Consider the following 16,723-nt stretch of genomic DNA (forward strand, 5'->3'; position numbering starts at 1 on the left):
GGGCCTTCTGATGAGCGACCTCTCCTTCGCCGAAGTGTCGGCGCGGCTCCAGCAGCGCTGGCCGGAGCACAAGATCGAGCCCACCCTGGAGCGCGTCCGGCGGCTCGTCGAGCTGCTCGGCGACCCGCAGAAGGCTTACCCGGTGGTGCATCTGACGGGAACCAACGGCAAGACGTCGACGGCGCGGATGATCGACACCCTGCTGCGCGCGTCCGGCCTGCGGACCGGCCGGTTCACCAGCCCGCACCTGGAGTCGGTCCGGGAGCGGATCACGCTGGACGGCGAGCCGGTCAGCGAGCAGCGTTTCGTCGAGGCGTACGAGGAGATCGCGCCGTACCTCGACGTCGTCGACGCCGAGCAGGAGCACCCGCTGACGTTCTTCGAGGCGATGGTCGGGATGGCGTTCGCGATCTTCGCCGACGCGCCCGTCGACGTCGCGGTGATCGAGGTCGGCCTCGGCGGCAGTTGGGACGCCACCAACGTCGCCGACGGCACGGTCTCGGTGATCACCCCGGTCGCGGTCGACCACGCGCACCTGCTCGGCGCGGATCCGGTCACGATCGCCGGCGAGAAGTCCGGCATCATCAAGCCGGGCGGTACGACGGTGATGGCCCAGCAGAGCCTCGAGGTCTTCGAGGTGCTGCTCCGCAAGGCCGCCGAGATGGGCGCGCAGGTGGCGCGCGAGGGCATCGAGTTCGGGGTGGTCAGCCGGACGCTCGCGGTCGGCGGCCAGATGGTGTCGATCAAGGGCCTCGGCGCGGAGTACGACGAACTGTTCGTTCCGCTGCACGGTGAGTACCAGGCGCACAACGCCGCCGTCGCGGTCGCGGCCGTCGAAGCGCTGCTCGGCGCCAGTCCCGAGACCGAGGGCCGGGTCACCACCGAGCTTCTGCAGGCCGGCTTCGAGCAGGTCACCAGCCCTGGCCGGCTGGAGGTCGTCCGGCAGAGCCCGACCATCGTCGTGGACGCCGCGCACAACCCGCACGGCGCGGAGGCGACCGCGGCCGCGGTGTCTGAGGCGTTCCAGTTCCAGCCGCTGATCGGCGTACTCGGCTGTATGAAGGACAAGGACGTGTACGGCCTCCTCGAGGCGTACGAGCCGATCATGGAAACGGTCGTCTGCACCCGGAACAGCTTCGTCGAGCGCTCGATGCCCGCCGAGGAGCTGGGGGACCTGGCCGCCGAGGTATTCGGCGAGGAGCGGGTACTGGTCCGCCCACACCTGATCGACGCGATCGACGACGCGATCCGGCTGGCCGAGGAAGGCGCGGTCGCCCTGGGCAGCGGCGGCGTACTGATCACCGGCTCGGTCATCACCGCGGGCGAGGCGCGCTCGCTGCTGGTCCGCAGGCAGAAGGACGAGAAGTGAGGTCGCTCGCCTCGATCGTGCTCGCGTTCGAGTCCGTCGTACTCGCGCTGGTCACGCCGGTGATGATCTCGATCGCGGACATCCGTCCCGCGGTGGCGATCCCGACCTGCCTCGGCCTGTTCGTACTGGCGCTGCTCGCGGCCGGTCTGCTCCGGTTCCAGGCCGGGTACGTCCTCGGTTCGCTGGTCCAGGTCGGCGCCGTCGGCCTCGGCTTCGTCGTACCGGTGATGTTCGTCCTCGGCGCCGCCTTCGCCGCCTTCTGGGTGGCCGCGATCGTCCTCGGCCGCCGGATCGAGTCGGCCAAGAAGGCCCACGAGACGTTAAGCTCAGCCGCCCCGACTACTTCGAGAGAGAGTTGACAGATGTCGCAGCGCACGCTGGTCCTGCTGAAGCCCGACACGGTCCGCCGCGGCCTGGTGGGCGAGGTGCTGGGCCGGTTCGAGGCGAAGGGCCTCACGATCGTCGCCATGGACCTGCGCACGATCGACGGCGAGATGGCCGACCAGCACTACGCCGAGCACGTCGACAAGGCCTTCTACCCGCCGCTGCGGGACTTCGTCACCAGCGGCCCGATGGTCGCCCTGGTCCTGGAGGGCGACGAGGCGATCGAGGTCGTCCGGGCCCTGAACGGCGCCACCGACGGCCGCAAGGCCGCCCCCGGCACCATCCGCGGCGACCTCTCCCTCTCCAACCGCGAGAACCTCGTCCACGGCTCCGACTCCGACGAGTCCGCCTCCCGCGAAATCAAAATCTGGTTCCCCGACCTGCCCTGACCCCGGTGGTCCCGCCCGGCCTGGAGAAGGCTGCGGTACTGCCGTAGCCGCAGGCCGTTGCGGACTGCTGGTGGTTGAACAGATACGATCTGTTCTGGGCGGACGGGTCGTGTCGGTCCACGGGCTGTGCGCGGGCGGCGCTTAGCCTGACGTGAGGTCGAGTGGGAGGTGCCGCGGTGGCGAACAGCATGCTCGGCCGCGACATGGCGGTCGATCTCGGGACGGCGAACACCCTGGTGTACGTGCGCGGCCGGGGCGTCGTGCTGAACGAGCCGTCGGTGGTCGCGACCCGGACGGACGATCCGCAGGAAGCGGTCGCGTTCGGGCACGAGGCGAAGAAGATGATCGGCCGGACACCCGGCAACATCACCGCGATCCGGCCGTTGAAGGACGGCGTGATCGCCGACTTCGACGCCGCCGAGCAGATGCTCAGGTACTTCATCCAGCGCGTCCACCGCCGGCGGTACTTCGCCAAGCCGCGGATCGTGGTCTGCGTGCCGTCCGGGATCACCGCGGTCGAGCAGCGCGCGGTCCGGGACGCGGGGTACATGGCCGGCGCCCGCAAGGTGTACATCATCGAGGAGCCGATGGCCGCGGCGCTCGGCTCGAACCTCGAGGTCCGCGACGCCACCGGCAACATGGTCGTCGACATCGGCGGCGGGACCACCGAGGTCGCGGTCATCTCGTTCGGCGGCATCGTCACCAGCCAGTCGATCCGGGTGGCCGGCGACGCCATCGACAAGGCGATCGTGAACTACTGCAAGAAGGAGTTCTCGCTGCTGCTCGGCGAGGCCACCTCGGAGCAGATCAAGATGACCATCGGGTCGGCGTTCCCGACCACCGACGGCCCGGACAGCGAGATCCGTGGCCGGGACATGGTCTCCGGCCTGCCGCGCACCGTGAAAGTGTCCTCGGCGGACATGCGGCAGGCGATCGAGGAGCCGATCACCGCGATCGTCGACGCGGTCAAGGCGACGCTGGACAAGACGCCACCGGAGCTGGCCGGCGACATCGTCGACCGGGGCATCGTGCTGACCGGCGGCGGTGCGCTGCTGAAGGGCATGGACGAGCGGCTCCGGCACGAGACCGGGATCCCGATCCACGTCGCGGAGAACCCGCTGGACGCCGTCGTGCTCGGCGCCGGCAAGTGCGTGGACAACATCGAGACCCTCAACCGCATCCTGGTCACCGACAAGCGGCGCTGAGGTACCCACGGAATGCTCAAAGACCTCGGTAGCCCGTCCCGCAGTACGTCGGCCCGGAGCGGCACCTCGGCCCGGGGCGCGTTCCGGTCGGCGGGCGAGACGCCGCTGCGCTCGGCCGGTACGCCGCGCGAGGTACGCCGCCGCCGGTCCGTGCTGGCGCTGGTGATCCTGGCCTGTTTCACGCTGATCGTGCTGGACGCCCGGCGCTCGGCCGGTTCGCCGCTCGAGCCGGTGCGCGAGGCCGCGGCCGCCGTCTTCGGCCCGCTGGAGTCGACCGCGACCTCGGCCCGGCAGCCTGTGGACAACCTCCGCGAGCGCTTCGCGGAAATGGATAGGTTGAAGGCCGAGAACGAAAAACTTAAGAAGGCCAACGAGGATCTGACCCGGCAGCTGGACACCTCCGACTACGCCCGCAGCCGGGCGCAGGAGCTGGACCAGCTGCTCAAGATCGCACCGGCGTACACGATGACCCCGGCCAGGGTGATCGGGATCGGTAGTGCGCAGACGTTCAGCCACACGGTCACGATCGACGCCGGCACGGCCGACGGCGTGCGCACCGACATGACCGTGCTGAACGGCACCGGTCTGGTCGGCCGGGTGGTGCGAACCACCCAGGGGACCGCGACCGTGCTGCTGATCGGCGACCGCAACTCGACCGTCGGCGGCCGGCTGAACTCGACGCTCGCGCTCGGATTCGTCTCCGGACGCGGCGACGTGGCCGGCACCCTCGACTACAAGCTGGTCGACCCGAAGGCACGGCCGAAGGCCGGCGACCGGATCGTCACCTGGGGCTCCACCGGCAACGCGCCGTACGTGCCGGGTGTCCCGATCGGCGTCGTCACCTCGGTGACGCCGAACGCGGGCGCTCTCGGAACCACCGCCACCATCAAGCCGTCCGTCGATCCGACCAAGATCGACACCGTCGGCGTGGTGACCGGGCCACCCGCCCGGCCGCCGCGCCAGCAACTCACCGGCAGTGTCAATCAAGGAAGGGGGAACTGACCTGTGATCGCGCTGCGCATCGGGTTGGCGGCCCTGTTCCTGATGATCGCCGTGACCCTGCAGACGTCCGTGCTGACGCACATCGCGGTCGCGGGCGTGACCTGTGACCTGACGCTGATCGTGGTGATCGCGCTCGCGCTGTCCCGCGGTGCGGAGTGGGGCGCGATCGCCGGGTTCGCCGGCGGTCTGCTGATGGACGTCGTGCCGCCCGCCGACCACACGGCCGGCCGCTGGGCGCTGTCGATGGCGGTCGCCGGGTACGTGGCCGGCCTGATCCGCCGGGAGCGCGCCTCGTCCGGGCCGGTCGGTCCGCTGGGCGTCGCGCTGACGGTGGTTCTCGGTACGGCGATCTCGTTCTTCCTCTACAGCGCGACCGGCTCGCTGCTGCACGACCCGTCGGTCGACTGGGGCCAGTTCGGTGTCCGCCTCGGGATCGCCGCGGGGTACGACGTGGTCGGCGCGATCGTGGTGATCCCGCTGGTGATGTGGATCATGGGCCGCGTCAAACCGGCCCGCGAACGCCGCCGGGTGGCGCCATGAGCCCGGCGAAGGGTCTGTTGTCGTGAGCTGGGACGGGTTCGAGGCTCCGCTCAAGGCCAGGTTGCGGCTGTTGGTGATCGGGGTGCTGGTCTTCTCCTTGCTGTGCACGCTGTTCGGCCGGCTCTGGTACATGCAGGTGATGTCGAGCGCGGACTACTCCCAGGCCGCGAACCAGCAGCACATCCGGCAGGTGCTGATCCCGGCGCCGCGCGGCACGATCGTCGACTCGCAGGGCCGGACGCTGGTCGGCAACCGGGTCTCGCTGATGATCACGGTCGACCGCTCGGTGCTCGCGAAGCTCCCGGAGTCCCAGCAGAACGTCGTCATCGCCCGCCTCGCGAAGGTGCTCGGCCAGCAGCCGAAGGACCTCAAGGCACGCACGATGCTGTGCGGTGAGCCCGGCGCGTCCAAACCGCCCGCCTGCTGGAACGGTACGCCGTACCAGCCGATCCCGGTCGCGAAGGACGTCAGCGAGCAGGTCGCGATCGACGTGATGGAGCGCCGCGAGGACTTCCCCGGGATCTCCGCCGACTCGCAGACCCTGCGGGCGTACCCGGGGCCGTTCAAGGTGAACGCGGCTCACATCCTCGGGTACCTGTCGCCGATCACGACCGAAGAGCTCGATGCGATGGACAAGGCCGGGCAGGACTCGGTCCCGCACCGCTCGGACCTGGTCGGCCGGGCCGGCATCGAGCGCTCGTACGACAAGCTCCTGCGCGGCACGCCCGGTGAGAAGGACGTGATCGTCGACGCGGTCGGGTACACCACCGGCACCCAGAAGCAGACCGCCCCGGTCCCGGGCGCGACGCTGGTCAGCACGATCGACTCCCGGATCCAGGCGGCGGTCGAGACCCAGTTGACGAGCGCGATCATGACCGCGCGGAAGCAGACCGACCCGGTCACCCACAAGAAGTACGTCGCGGACTCCGGCGCCGCGGTGGTGCTGGACACCAAGACCGGCCGGGTGGTCGCGATGGCCAGCTACCCGACGTACGACCCGGGCGTGTGGGTCGGCGGGATCAGCCAGCGGGAGCTGGACACGCTGTACTCGGCGAAGTCCGGGACGCCGCTGGTGTCCCGCGCGCTGCAGGCCCAGCTGGCGCCGGGGTCGACGTTCAAGCCGATCACCACCTCGGCCGCGCTGGGCGCCGGGTACAGCGCGAAGACCCGCCTCGACTGCTCGCCGTACTTCGAGGTCGGCAACCGCAAGTTCAAGAACTACGAGTCCGCGTCGTACGGGATGATCGGGTTCGACCGGGCGCTGGCCCTGTCCTGCGACACGTTCTTCTACCGGGTCGCGTACGCGCTCTGGCTCCGCGAGGGCGGCAACTCCAGCGACATCAGCACCCACGACCCGCTGGTCGAGATGGCGCAGAAGTTCGGTCTCGGTACGCCGACCGGCGTCGACCTGCCCGGCGAGGTGAGCGGCCGGATCGCGGACCGGAAGTGGAAGAAGACGTACTACGACTCGATGAAGGACTACTACTGCAAGATCTCGGCCAACCCGCCGGCCGGGACGTCGGCGTTCCTGAAGCAGTTCTCCCGCGAGTTCTGCGTCGACGGGTACAAGTACCGCGCCGGTGACGCGGTGAACTTCGCGATCGGCCAGGGCGACACCACGGTCACCCCGCTGCAGCTGGCGACCGTGTACGCCGCCCTGTCGAACGGCGGCACGCTGTACGAGCCGCGCGTGGTGCAGTCCTGGATCGGCGCCAACGGCAAGGCGCACGAGATCAAGCCGGTCGTGAAGACCAAGCTCCCGGTCTCGGCGGGCAACCTGAAGTACATCGACAACGCGCTCAAGCAGACCACCCTGACCGGTACGGCGGCGTGGAAGTTCCAGGGTTTCCCGCTGGCCAAGATCCCGGTCCGCGCCAAGACCGGTACGGCTGAGGTCTACGGCAAGCAGACCACGTCCTGGCTGGCGTCGTACACCGATCGGTACGCAGTGGTGATGATGATCAGCCAGGCCGGTACCGGTTCGGGCGCCGGTGGTGACGCGGTCCGCAAGATCTACGAGACGCTGTACAACATCACGCCCGCCCCGCCGCCCGGGAAGCAACCGAAGCATTGAGAGGGCGGACATGGCACTCCTGAGCCCGATCCGGACCCGCCCGCGGATGGACCGGCGGTCGACCGTGTGGCAGGTCGACTGGGTCCTCGTGTTCGGCGTGGTCGCGCTGTCGTTCCTGGGTGCGCTGCTGGTCTGGTCCGCGACGCACAACAAGACCTCGCTGACCGGCGGCAACCCGCACGCGTACCTGATCCGGCACGCGATCAACTTCGCGATCGGCCTGGTGCTCGCGGTCGGCGCCGCGATCACCGATCACCGCCGGGTCCGGATCCTCGCCCCGGTGCTGTACGCCGGCTCGATCGTCGGCCTGATCCTGGTGCTGGTGCCGGGGATCGGTGCGACCATCAACGGCTCGCGGTCCTGGATCCAGCTGCCGTCCATGTCGGTCCAGCCGAGCGAGTTCGCCAAGCTGGCGGTGATCGTCGGGATGGCGCTGCTGATCGCGGAGAAGAGCGAGACCGACCGCAACGAGGACGCCCGGACGCTCGACATCGCGCAGGCCGTCGCGGTCGCCGCGGTCCCGGTGGTGCTGGTGATGCTGCAGCCGGACCTCGGCACGGTGATGGTGCTCGGGTCCATCGTGTTCGGGATCATCGCGGTGTCCGGGGTCCCGAAACGCTGGATGCTCGGGCTGCTCACCGCGGGTGTCGTGGTCGCGGCGATCGCGATCAGCACGCACATCCTGAAGCGGTACCAGATCGATCGGTTCACCGCGTTCATGAACCCGTCCTCGGATCCGCAGGGCATCGGGTACAACGTGAACCAGGCGCGGATCGCGATCGGCAACGGCGGCGTGTTCGGGCAGGGCCTGTTCCACGGCGGCCAGACGCAGAACGCCTTCGTCCCCGAGCAGCACACCGACTTCGTGTTCACGGTCGCGGGGGAGGAGCTCGGGCTGATCGGGGCCGGGGCGATCATCGTGCTGTTCGCGATCATCCTGTTCCGCGCGCTGCGGATCGCGGTGAACGCGCGGGACGCGTTCGGCCGGCTGGTGGCGACCGGGATCGTCTGCTGGTTCGCGTTCCAGGCGTTCGAGAACATCGGGATGACGCTCGGCATCATGCCGGTCACCGGCCTGCCGCTGCCGTTCGTGTCGTACGGCGGGTCGTCGATGTTCGCCTGTCTGCTGGCCGTCGGCCTGTTGCAGAACATCCACTTGAGGTCGCACCAGCACTGACTGCCCGGTCAGGTACGCTGCTGCCTGCTCGGCCCCCGCCCAGAGCCTCGGAAGGCCCATGACTCTATTGAATGCCGCGACTCCGTCGCGGCAGGTCGTGGGGCTGTTGCTCCCGGCCTTCCCTCGTCGCTCCGGTGCTTCGCTCCCTCCGCTCCTCAGTCCAGGCCGGGAGGCCCCGTGACCAGGTATCTCGCGCTCGCCGCTGTCCTTGCGCTGTCCTTGACCGCCTGCGGCGGGAATGGCAAGAAGGACGCTGCGCCGCCCGCAACGCCGGGTCCCAGTACGACTCCGAGCGCGACGCCGTCGACGTCTGCCGGGCCGGTGAGCCGGACGAGCGCCGAGCTGACCGCGGCGCTGCTCCAGCTGGCCGACCTGCCGAGCGGGTTCTCCCTGGACAAGAGCGAGGACGACGGTACGCCGCCGTTCTCCGCACCGACCAGCCGCTGCAAGCCGCTCGTGAAGTACCTGAACGCGAGCAAGGCGCCGGGCTCGAAGGCCACCGCGACGCGTACCTTCACCGGCGGCCAGGAAGGCCCGTACATCGACTACGGCCTCGACTCGATGGGTACCGCCGGCGAGGTCACCGACCTCCGGGAGTCGTACGCGAAGGCCGTCGACTCCTGCTCGAAGGTAACGCTGAAGACCGCGGGCTCCGGCAACACGTCGATGAAGGTCGAGGCGATCACGGCACCGGCGTACGGCACCAAGCCCTTCGCCTTCCAGCTGACCGGCACGAGCGGACCGAAGCGCGGCCTCGAGTACGCCGCGGTCGTCACCGGTGTCGGCGACGTGATCCTCTCGGTCGGTGTGCTCGCCGGCCAGGGCGGCGAGCTGGACCCCGCGACCGAAGCCGCCGTCACGAAGGCCCGCCAGGTCCTGAAGCCCGCGTAATCCCGCCAAAGCTGTCAGCGGTAGAGGGGTAGCGCTCCGGTGAGCGAGTCGATCGACTGGCGCGGACCGTAGAGCGCGAGGCCGAGGTACTGGATGTCCTCGGGTTTGGTTCCGGCCAGGGTGCCGGCCATCTGCTCGTAGGTACGGGCCTGCTGGGCGACCTGGTGCATGTCGTGGATCGTGACGTCCGGGCGGGCGGCGGCCTGGGCCCGGAGCGTGCGGAGGTCGTCGGCGCGGAGGATCGGGATCGGGTACGCGCACATGCCGGTGTGCGGCGTACCGGCGGCGTCCGTGGTGTCCGGGCCGACGGTGCCGTCGTGCTGGCGGCCGAGACCGACGCCGAGCAGGGCAGCGGTGTTCAGGGCAACGCCGATGGGGGCTTCGGCCGCGATGATCACGACCATCTTGTTCGTCAGCACGGCGGTCACGGTAGTCCTGCGGACGGCAGATCACGGCGTACTCCGAACATCGTTCGGCGGTTCTGCGAAACTGGGCGCCGTGGACGAACTTGATACGGCGCTGCTGCGGATGCTTCAGAACGACGCCCGGCGGACCAACCGGGAGATGGCGGCCGAGCTCAAGATCGCGCCGTCGACCTGCCTGGAACGGATCCGCGGGTTGCGCGAGCGCGGCGTGATCAGCGGGTACCACGCGGCCGTCGATCTGCAGGCGATCGACCGGTCCACGCAGGCGATCATCTCGATCAAGCTCCGCCCGCAGGCGATGGCGGTGGCGACCGCGTTCCAGTCGTACGTGATGGACCTGCCGCAGACGCTGGACATGTTCATGGTGTCGGGCGGCGCCGACTTCCTCGCCCATGTCGCCGTCAAGGACACCCAGGCGCTCCGCGACCTGGTCCTGGCGCTCGCGAAGCGTCAGGAGATCGCCGACATCCGCAGTTCGGTCGTGTTCGAGCACCACCGGCGGACGACGGTCATGCCGCTGCCGGACCGCTGACCCACGAACTCCGCCCTACTGTCTGTTTCCGCTCAGCTACAGCAGGGTAGAAGCACTTTCGGGCGTGAGGCGCGGGGACCTGACCTGCCCAGCTCAATCAGCGAGCCGAGCGGGAGGTGGTCGACCCATGGGCCGACGGAGGAAGATCGCAGCAGTCGCGGCACTGGCCGTAGTGCTGGCAGGTGTGGGAGTCACGGCGGCAACGAGTGACACCTGCGGGATGGCGCAGGCGCCGTCCGTCGGGCAGAAGGCCGGAGCCGGCTGGGAACGCGTCGAACGGCAACTCTCGGGCGAGGACGGCGAGACCGAGACCGCGGGGATGCCTGCCATCTGCGCCGCGCACTTCGAACTCGCCGAGCGGGCCGGTGCCGGCGCGACCGGACCCGCGGACTACCTCACGACGAAGTTCTCGTCCGGCAAGGACATCGGCCTCGACCAGGTCCGGCAGGCCCGGGACCAGGCGGCGAAGATCCCGGACGACCCGGGGAAAAAGGCCTGGTCGTACGTCGGCCCGTCGAACATCGGGGGCCGGATCGTCGGCCTCGTGGTGGATCCCTCCCGGCCGGACACGGTCTACGTCGCGGCCTCCGGCGGCGGCGTCTGGCGCAGTACGGACGCATCGAAAACGTTCACCCCGGCCTGGCCGGCCGGCCAGAACCAGACGATGGGCGCGCTCGAACGCGGGCCGGACGGCATGCTCTGGGCCGGCACCGGCGAGGCGAACCCGCCCGGCGGTGGCCTGACGTTCTTCGGCGACGGCATCTACTCGTCCGGCGACGGCGGCAGGACCTGGCACAACCGCGGGCTGAGCGACAGCGCGGCGATCGGGCGGATCGCGGTCGACCCGAAGAACCCGCGCCGGATCTTCGCCGCCGCCTCGGGATCGCCGTACAAGCCGGTCTCGCAGCGCGGCCTCTACCGCAGTGAGGACGGCGGCCACTCCTGGCGGCAGGTGATCGCGCCACCGAACGGCACCACCGGCGCCATCGACGTCGTCATCGACCCGAACAACCCGCAGCGGATGCTCGCGGCGCTCTGGGACCACCACCGCACCGCGGGCGCACGGACGTACGGCGGCGTCGGGTCCGGCCTGTTCCGCAGTACCGACGGTGGTACGACGTGGACCCGGCTGGAGAACATCTCCAAACTCGCCGACGGTGACGCCAGCGGCCTGACCAGCGACCCGAGCCTGGGTCGGATCGGGATCGGCATCGCCCCGAGTCACCCGGACCGCGTGTACGTGATCACCGGTACGCAGTACGGCGCCGAGAAGGGCTTCTACGTCTCCGACGACTTCGGTACGACGTTCACCGCGGGCGGGAAGGCCGGCGGGCGCAGTGGCTACCAGTGGTGGTTCGCGAAGCTCTGGGTCGACCCGGCGAACCCGGACCACCTGTTCAGCGCGGACCTGAACATGCGGGCGTCCACCGACGGCGGCCAGACCTGGACCGCGTTGTCCGGGCTGCACGCGGACCAGCACGCGCTGGCGTACGACCCGAACGTCCCCGGCCGGCTGTACGTCGGCAACGACGGCGGCGTCTACCGTTCGGACAGCAACGGTGCCACCAAGACGTTCGTGCACTCCGAGGTGGAGCCGTTCAACCAGTCGTACCATCTGGCCGTCGCGCAGGACGACCCGAACCGGCTCGCGACCGGGCTGCAGGACAACGGCAGCGTCCGGTCCTGGACGGCCGCCGGTCCGCCGGGCGACCTGACCCAGTTCAACGCGTTCGGCGGCGGTGACGGGCACTGGGTACTGATCGATCCGAAGGACCACAACACGTACTACGAATGTCTCCAGCAAGGGACCTGCCACGGTCACCAGGACGTGAACGGCCAGGAGACCAGCTGGAACTTCGGCACCCGGCACAGCCAGCGGATCACCACCGACGCGCCGATGGCGTTCGACCCGAACGACCCGTCGATCGTCTACTTCGGCGGCAACGTCCTCGACCGCTCGACCGATCACGCACGCACCTTCGCCGCGATCTCGCCGACCGGTGACGCGGACCTGGCGGGCGGCCCGCCGACCGAGCCGCCGGACCCGGTCTACTCGAACAGCTACCACACGATCAGCGCGATCGGCGTCGCCGGCGACTCGAAGACGCTGTACGTCGGTACCGACAACGGGCTGCTCTGGCGCACCGACGACCTCGGCGCCCATTGGACGAAACTCACCGGTGTGCCCGAACGCTGGGTCAACGCGATCGTGGTCGACCCGCGGCAGAAGGACCATGTCTGGGTCGCGTTGTCCGGGTTCCGCGAAGGGTCGGCGGCAGCGTCCGTGTTCGAGACCCGGAACGGTGGCACCACCTGGACCGATGCCAGCGGCAACCTTCCGAACGCACCGGTCGAGATGCTCAGCTACGACCCGGTCCGGGGCCGTCTCTACGCGGCTACCGACTTCGGCGCGTTCACCGTCCGGCCGGGCCAGAAGCACTGGACGCGGATCGCCCGTGGTCTGCCGCAGACCTCGGTCCTCGACATCAAGGTCAGCGGCGACGGCAGCACGGTGTACGCCGCCACGTTCGGCCGCAGCATCTGGAAGGCGCCCGCTCCGAAGTAGGGGACTGCGACAACCGCTGGGGTCGCGCGACAAGCAATAGCTTGTTCCGCGACCCCAGCGCCTGCGCCCTGTACGTAGAGTGGTCGGCATGCGACTCAACTACGTGGAGACCGGTCCGGCCGACGCGCCCGTCGTGCTGCTGGGGTCGTCGCTCGGTGCGACCCAGGCGATGTGGGCACCGCAGGTCGACGTACTCGCGAAGCGGTTCCGGGTGATCGCGTTCGACCACCGGGGCCACGGCGGCTCGGAGGTTCCCGACGGCCCGTACACGATCGACGACCTCGGCGGCGACGTCGTCGAACTGCTGGACACGCTGGAGGTCGAGCAGGCGTCGTACGTCGGCATCTCCCTCGGCGGCGCGGTAGGCCTGTGGCTCGCCCAGAACGCCCCCGACCGCTTCCACCGGTTCGTCCTGATCTGCCCGCCGTCCAACCCTGCCGAGAACCCGCAGCCGTGGATCGACCGCGCCTCCCAGGTCCGCGCCGAAGGCACCCAGGCGATCACCGAGGCGACTCTCGGCCGCTGGTTCCTGCCCGAATTCAAGGACATCGACCCCATCCGGCAGTTGCTGCGAGACTGCCCCGCCGAGGGCTACGCCGCCTGCTGCGAAGCCCTCAGCACCACCAACCTCCTCCCAGGCCTCCCCGACATCACCGCCCCCGTCCTGGTCATCACGGCCGACTCCGACACCTCCGTCCCACCCGAAACCGTCATCCCCCTGGCCACCCAGATCCCCGGCGCCCACCTGGAAATCATCGAGAACGCCGCCCACCTGGTCACCTACTCCCACCCGGACGTCATCAACCCCCTCCTCCTCGCCCACCTCGGCTGATTCCAGCTGAGGAGTGGTGCAGCGTTAGGCTGGTAGGTGCTCTGGACCGCTGACTGGAAGTTGCTATGACTGTCGAATCGTTGTTTCCGCGCCTGGAGGCGTTGCTGCCGGCTGTGCAGAAGCCGATCCAGTATGTCGGGGGTGAGCTGAACTCGGTCAGCAAGGAGTGGGACGCGGTCAGCGTGCGCTGGGCGCTGATGTACCCGGACGCGTACGAGGTCGCCCTGCCGAACCAGGGCGTCCAGATCCTGTACGAGGTGCTCAACGAGCGGGACCACATCCTGGCCGAGCGGACGTACTCCGTCTGGCCGGACATGGAGAAGGTGATGCGGGAGAACGGGATCCCGCAGTTCACGCTCGACTCGCACCGGCCGGTGCGGGCGTTCGACGTGTTCGGGTTGTCGTTCTCGACCGAGCTCGGGTACACGAACATGCTGACCGCGCTGGACCTGGCCGGGATCCCGCTGCGCGCGGCCGACCGGACCGGCGAGGACCCGATCGTGCTGGCCGGCGGGCATGCGGCGTTCAACCCGGAGCCGATCGCGGACTTCATCGACGCGGCGGTGATGGGGGACGGCGAGGAGATCGTGCTGGCGATCTCCGAGGTGATCCGCGAGTGGAAGGCCGAGGGGCGCCCGGGCGGTCGCGACGAGGTGCTGCTGCGGCTGGCGAAGTCCGGCGGTGTGTACATCCCGCGGTTCTTCACCGTCGACTACCTGGACGACGGGCGGATCCAGCGGGTCACCCCGAACCGTCCCGGCGTACCGTTCCGGACCGCGAAGCACACGGTCATGGACCTCGACGCGTGGCCGTACCCGAAGAAACCGCTGGTGCCGCTGGCCGAGACCGTCCACGAGCGGTACTCCGTGGAGATCTTCCGCGGGTGTACGCGCGGCTGCCGGTTCTGCCAGGCCGGGATGATCACCCGGCCGGTGCGCGAGCGCAGCATCACCACGATCGGCGCGATGGTCGAGAACGGGCTGAAGCAGACCGGGTTCGAGGAGGTCGGCCTGCTCAGCCTGTCGAGCGCGGACCACAGCGAGATCGCGGACGTCGCGAAGGGCCTCGGCGACCAGTACGAGGGCAGCAACGTGTCGCTGTCGTTGCCTTCGACAAGGGTCGACGCGTTCAACATCACGCTGGCGAACGAGTTCTCCCGGAACGGCCGGCGCAGCGGTCTGACGTTCGCGCCCGAGGGCGGGTCGGACCGGATGCGCAAGGTGATCAACAAGATGGTCACGGAGGAGGACCTGATCCGCACGGTCGCGGCGGCGTACAGCCACGGCTGGCGGCAGGTGAAGCTGTATTTCATGGTCGGCCTGCCGACCGAGACCGACGAGGACGTGCTGGCGATCGCCGCCCTCGCGAAGCGGGTGATCGAGACCGGTCGCGAGGTGTCCGGCCGACGCGACATCCGCTGCACGGTGTCGATCGGCGGGTTCGTGCCGAAGCCGCACACGCCGTTCCAGTGGGCCGCCCAGCTCGGCTCGGAGGAGACCGATGCCCGGCTCGCGAAGCTCGGAGCGGCGATCCGCTCGGACAAGAGCTACGCGAAGGCGATCGGTTTCCGGTACCACGACGGCAAGCCGGGCATCATCGAGGGCCTGCTGTCCCGCGGTGACCGACGCGTCGGCCGCGTGATCGAGGCGGTCTGGCGCGACGGCGGCCGGTTCGACGGCTGGAGCGAGCACTTCTCGTACGACCGCTGGGTCGAGTGCACCGCGAAGGCGCTCGCCGACGAGCCGGTCGACCTCGCCTGGTACACGACGCGTGAGCGCGAGTACGCCGAGGTCCTGCCGTGGGACCACCTGGACTCGGGCCTGGACCGGGACTGGCTGTGGGAGGACTGGCAGGACTCGCTCGAGGAGGACGGCGCGATCGAGGTCGAGGACTGCCGCTGGACCCCCTGCTTCGACTGCGGCGTGTGTCCGCAGATGGGCACGGAGATCCAGATCGGCCCGACCGGCAAGAAGCTCCTCCCGCTGTCGGTCGTCTGACCGTTACGGGCGGGCTGACAGGAGCAGTTCGCTGAGCAACAGCTGGTCGGCGCTGCCTAGAACCAGGTCGGCCGCAGCGACGGCAGCGGGCGGCACGAACGGATTCGGTACGGCGACCGCGTACATCCCGGCGGCCTGCGCTGCCGCGACGCCGTGCGGGGTGTCCTCGACGGCGATCGCGTACGGTTCGCCCAGGCGCTGCAGGGCGAGCTGGTAGATCGCGGGATCCGGTTTGTGGGCCGCGACCTCGTCGCCGGTGGTGATCTGGTCGAAGAGGCCGACCGCGCCGACGCGTTCCAGATGGCCGAGCACCCACAGGCGCGGCGAGCTGCTCGCGATGCCGACCGTCACCCCGACGTCCCGCGCGGTGCGGATCCAGTCCCGGATCCCCGGGCGGAAGTCGAGTTCGGCGTGCAGCCGGTCGCGGTGCGCGAGGCGGCGGGCGTGGCTCGCGGGGCGGTCGAACCCGGCGCCGACGGCCGCGGCGAGGACGGCGTACCGCTGATCGGTGACGTCACCGCCGTGCCCGGGCCAGAAGCCGTCCAGGTCGAGCTCGAGCCCGTGGTGCGCCCATTCGGCCTGCCAGCTCTCGACCATCGTGGTCTCGGTGTCCATCAGCAGGCCGTCGAAGTCGAACACGATCGCCTCGACGTCGACCGGCACGAGTCGGGTCGCGAGCCGGTGGATCTGCGCGGCGGACAGTCCGAGCCAGGACAGGTACGCCCGTACGCCGCCGAGGGAGTCCAGGTGTTCGAGCGACCCGAGGATGGTCTCGGGAAGGGTCCGCGAGTACTCGGGCCCGTCCTGCGTCCCCAGGTTCACCTCGCTGATCGCGTAGTCCGCCGCGATCCGGTCCCGCGGTACGCCGGCCAGCTCGAGCAGCACCGCGACCGTGAGCCCCGTCCGGTCCTTGCCCGCCTTGCAGTGCACCACGACCGGCCGGTCCGCGGGCGCGTCGGCGATGGCCGTGAAGATCCGGCGGATGTGGTCCACGTTCCGCGTCAGGCTGTTGCGGTAGACATCGAGCAACCGCGGCTCGGCGTCCGGATCCCGCAGTTTCTCCGCCTCCGGGTCGATCCACGGGATTCGTTGGTACGCCGGTGTGCCGTCGAGCGGATGTCGTCGCTTCAGCTCCCAGTCGGAGCGCAGATCGAGCACCAGGCCCGCGTCGAGCGCCCGCAGCTCGTCGGGCACCGTCGCGAAGGCGTCGGTGCGCACCAGCACCCCAGCGCGTGTCGGTACGCCGTACCGGGTCGGAAGTCCGCCGACGTCACGCGCGTTCGGGCTCCACATGGCCGTCAGTTTAGACCGCCTCTCCACGGTGGTCCTGGGGCTGGGGA

15 protein-coding genes are annotated in these 16,723 nt (G+C 69.6%); 13 read left to right on the top strand and 2 right to left on the bottom strand.

Annotated elements, in window-relative coordinates:
• The first annotated feature begins 10 nt into the window (after nucleotides 1-10).
• The 9 genes from JOF29_RS36400 (at nucleotide 11) to JOF29_RS36440 (ending at nucleotide 9,031) form a co-directional block, all read left to right on the top strand.
• Nucleotides 11-1,369, top strand: coding sequence for a bifunctional folylpolyglutamate synthase/dihydrofolate synthase (locus JOF29_RS36400; protein ID WP_209698882.1), 1,359 nt, complete (start codon nucleotides 11-13; stop codon nucleotides 1,367-1,369).
• Complete coding sequence (locus tag JOF29_RS36405; RefSeq protein WP_209698883.1) at nucleotides 1,366-1,728, top strand: DUF4233 domain-containing protein; 363 nt, start codon at nucleotides 1,366-1,368, stop codon at nucleotides 1,726-1,728. The genes JOF29_RS36400 and JOF29_RS36405 overlap by 4 nt, the downstream gene beginning before the upstream one ends.
• A 3-nt stretch (nucleotides 1,729-1,731) precedes the next feature.
• The gene (ndk, locus tag JOF29_RS36410) at nucleotides 1,732-2,142 is read left to right on the top strand and encodes a nucleoside-diphosphate kinase (RefSeq protein ID WP_209698884.1); all 411 of its coding nucleotides are present in this window, start codon (nucleotides 1,732-1,734) and stop codon (nucleotides 2,140-2,142) included.
• Nucleotides 2,143-2,318: 176 nt separating this feature from the next.
• Entirely contained in the window at nucleotides 2,319-3,347 is a 1,029-nt protein-coding gene (locus tag JOF29_RS36415; protein ID WP_425557283.1) for a rod shape-determining protein, read from the top strand.
• A 12-nt stretch (nucleotides 3,348-3,359) separates the two neighbouring features.
• Complete coding sequence (mreC, locus tag JOF29_RS36420; protein ID WP_209698885.1) at nucleotides 3,360-4,349, top strand: rod shape-determining protein MreC; 990 nt, start codon at nucleotides 3,360-3,362, stop codon at nucleotides 4,347-4,349.
• A gap of 3 nt (nucleotides 4,350-4,352) precedes the next feature.
• Entirely contained in the window at nucleotides 4,353-4,889 is a 537-nt protein-coding gene (gene mreD, locus JOF29_RS36425; protein WP_209698886.1) for a rod shape-determining protein MreD, read from the top strand.
• Nucleotides 4,890-4,911: 22 nt separating this feature from the next.
• Nucleotides 4,912-6,963, top strand: coding sequence for a penicillin-binding protein 2 (mrdA, locus tag JOF29_RS36430; protein WP_209698887.1), 2,052 nt, complete (start codon nucleotides 4,912-4,914; stop codon nucleotides 6,961-6,963).
• Between the two features lie 10 nt (nucleotides 6,964-6,973).
• The gene (gene rodA, locus JOF29_RS36435; RefSeq protein WP_209698888.1) at nucleotides 6,974-8,140 is read left to right on the top strand and encodes a rod shape-determining protein RodA; all 1,167 of its coding nucleotides are present in this window, start codon (nucleotides 6,974-6,976) and stop codon (nucleotides 8,138-8,140) included.
• A gap of 177 nt (nucleotides 8,141-8,317) precedes the next feature.
• A complete protein-coding gene (locus JOF29_RS36440) occupies nucleotides 8,318-9,031 on the top strand; it encodes a hypothetical protein (protein ID WP_209698889.1) in 714 nt (237 codons plus the stop codon).
• A gap of 14 nt (nucleotides 9,032-9,045) precedes the next feature.
• Here the strand turns inward: JOF29_RS36440 and JOF29_RS36445 are convergent, their stop codons facing one another.
• Entirely contained in the window at nucleotides 9,046-9,450 is a 405-nt protein-coding gene (locus tag JOF29_RS36445) for a DUF2000 domain-containing protein (protein WP_209698890.1), read from the bottom strand.
• A gap of 79 nt (nucleotides 9,451-9,529) precedes the next feature.
• Between JOF29_RS36445 and JOF29_RS36450 the strand changes: the two genes are divergently transcribed.
• The 4 genes from JOF29_RS36450 (at nucleotide 9,530) to JOF29_RS36465 (ending at nucleotide 15,383) form a co-directional block, all read left to right on the top strand.
• On the top strand, nucleotides 9,530-9,988 hold the full coding sequence (locus tag JOF29_RS36450; protein WP_209698891.1) for an Lrp/AsnC family transcriptional regulator: 459 nt from the start codon (nucleotides 9,530-9,532) through the stop codon (nucleotides 9,986-9,988).
• Between the two features lie 127 nt (nucleotides 9,989-10,115).
• A complete protein-coding gene (locus tag JOF29_RS36455; RefSeq protein ID WP_209698892.1) occupies nucleotides 10,116-12,554 on the top strand; it encodes a WD40/YVTN/BNR-like repeat-containing protein in 2,439 nt (812 codons plus the stop codon).
• 88 nt (nucleotides 12,555-12,642) lie between these two features.
• Nucleotides 12,643-13,386 carry an alpha/beta fold hydrolase gene (locus JOF29_RS36460; protein ID WP_209698893.1) on the top strand — a complete coding sequence of 248 codons (744 nt, stop codon included), beginning with the start codon at nucleotides 12,643-12,645 and terminating at the stop codon, nucleotides 13,384-13,386.
• A 65-nt stretch (nucleotides 13,387-13,451) separates the two neighbouring features.
• Nucleotides 13,452-15,383: a TIGR03960 family B12-binding radical SAM protein gene (locus JOF29_RS36465; RefSeq protein WP_209698894.1), complete on the top strand. Its 1,932-nt coding sequence runs from the start codon at nucleotides 13,452-13,454 to the stop codon at nucleotides 15,381-15,383.
• Nucleotides 15,384-15,386: 3 nt separating this feature from the next.
• Here the strand turns inward: JOF29_RS36465 and JOF29_RS36470 are convergent, their stop codons facing one another.
• Complete coding sequence (locus tag JOF29_RS36470; protein ID WP_209698895.1) at nucleotides 15,387-16,676, bottom strand: HAD-IA family hydrolase; 1,290 nt, start codon at nucleotides 16,674-16,676, stop codon at nucleotides 15,387-15,389.
• Nucleotides 16,677-16,723 lie beyond the last annotated feature (47 nt).

This window comes from Kribbella aluminosa (assembly GCF_017876295.1).
Taxonomy (GTDB): domain Bacteria; phylum Actinomycetota; class Actinomycetes; order Propionibacteriales; family Kribbellaceae; genus Kribbella; species Kribbella aluminosa.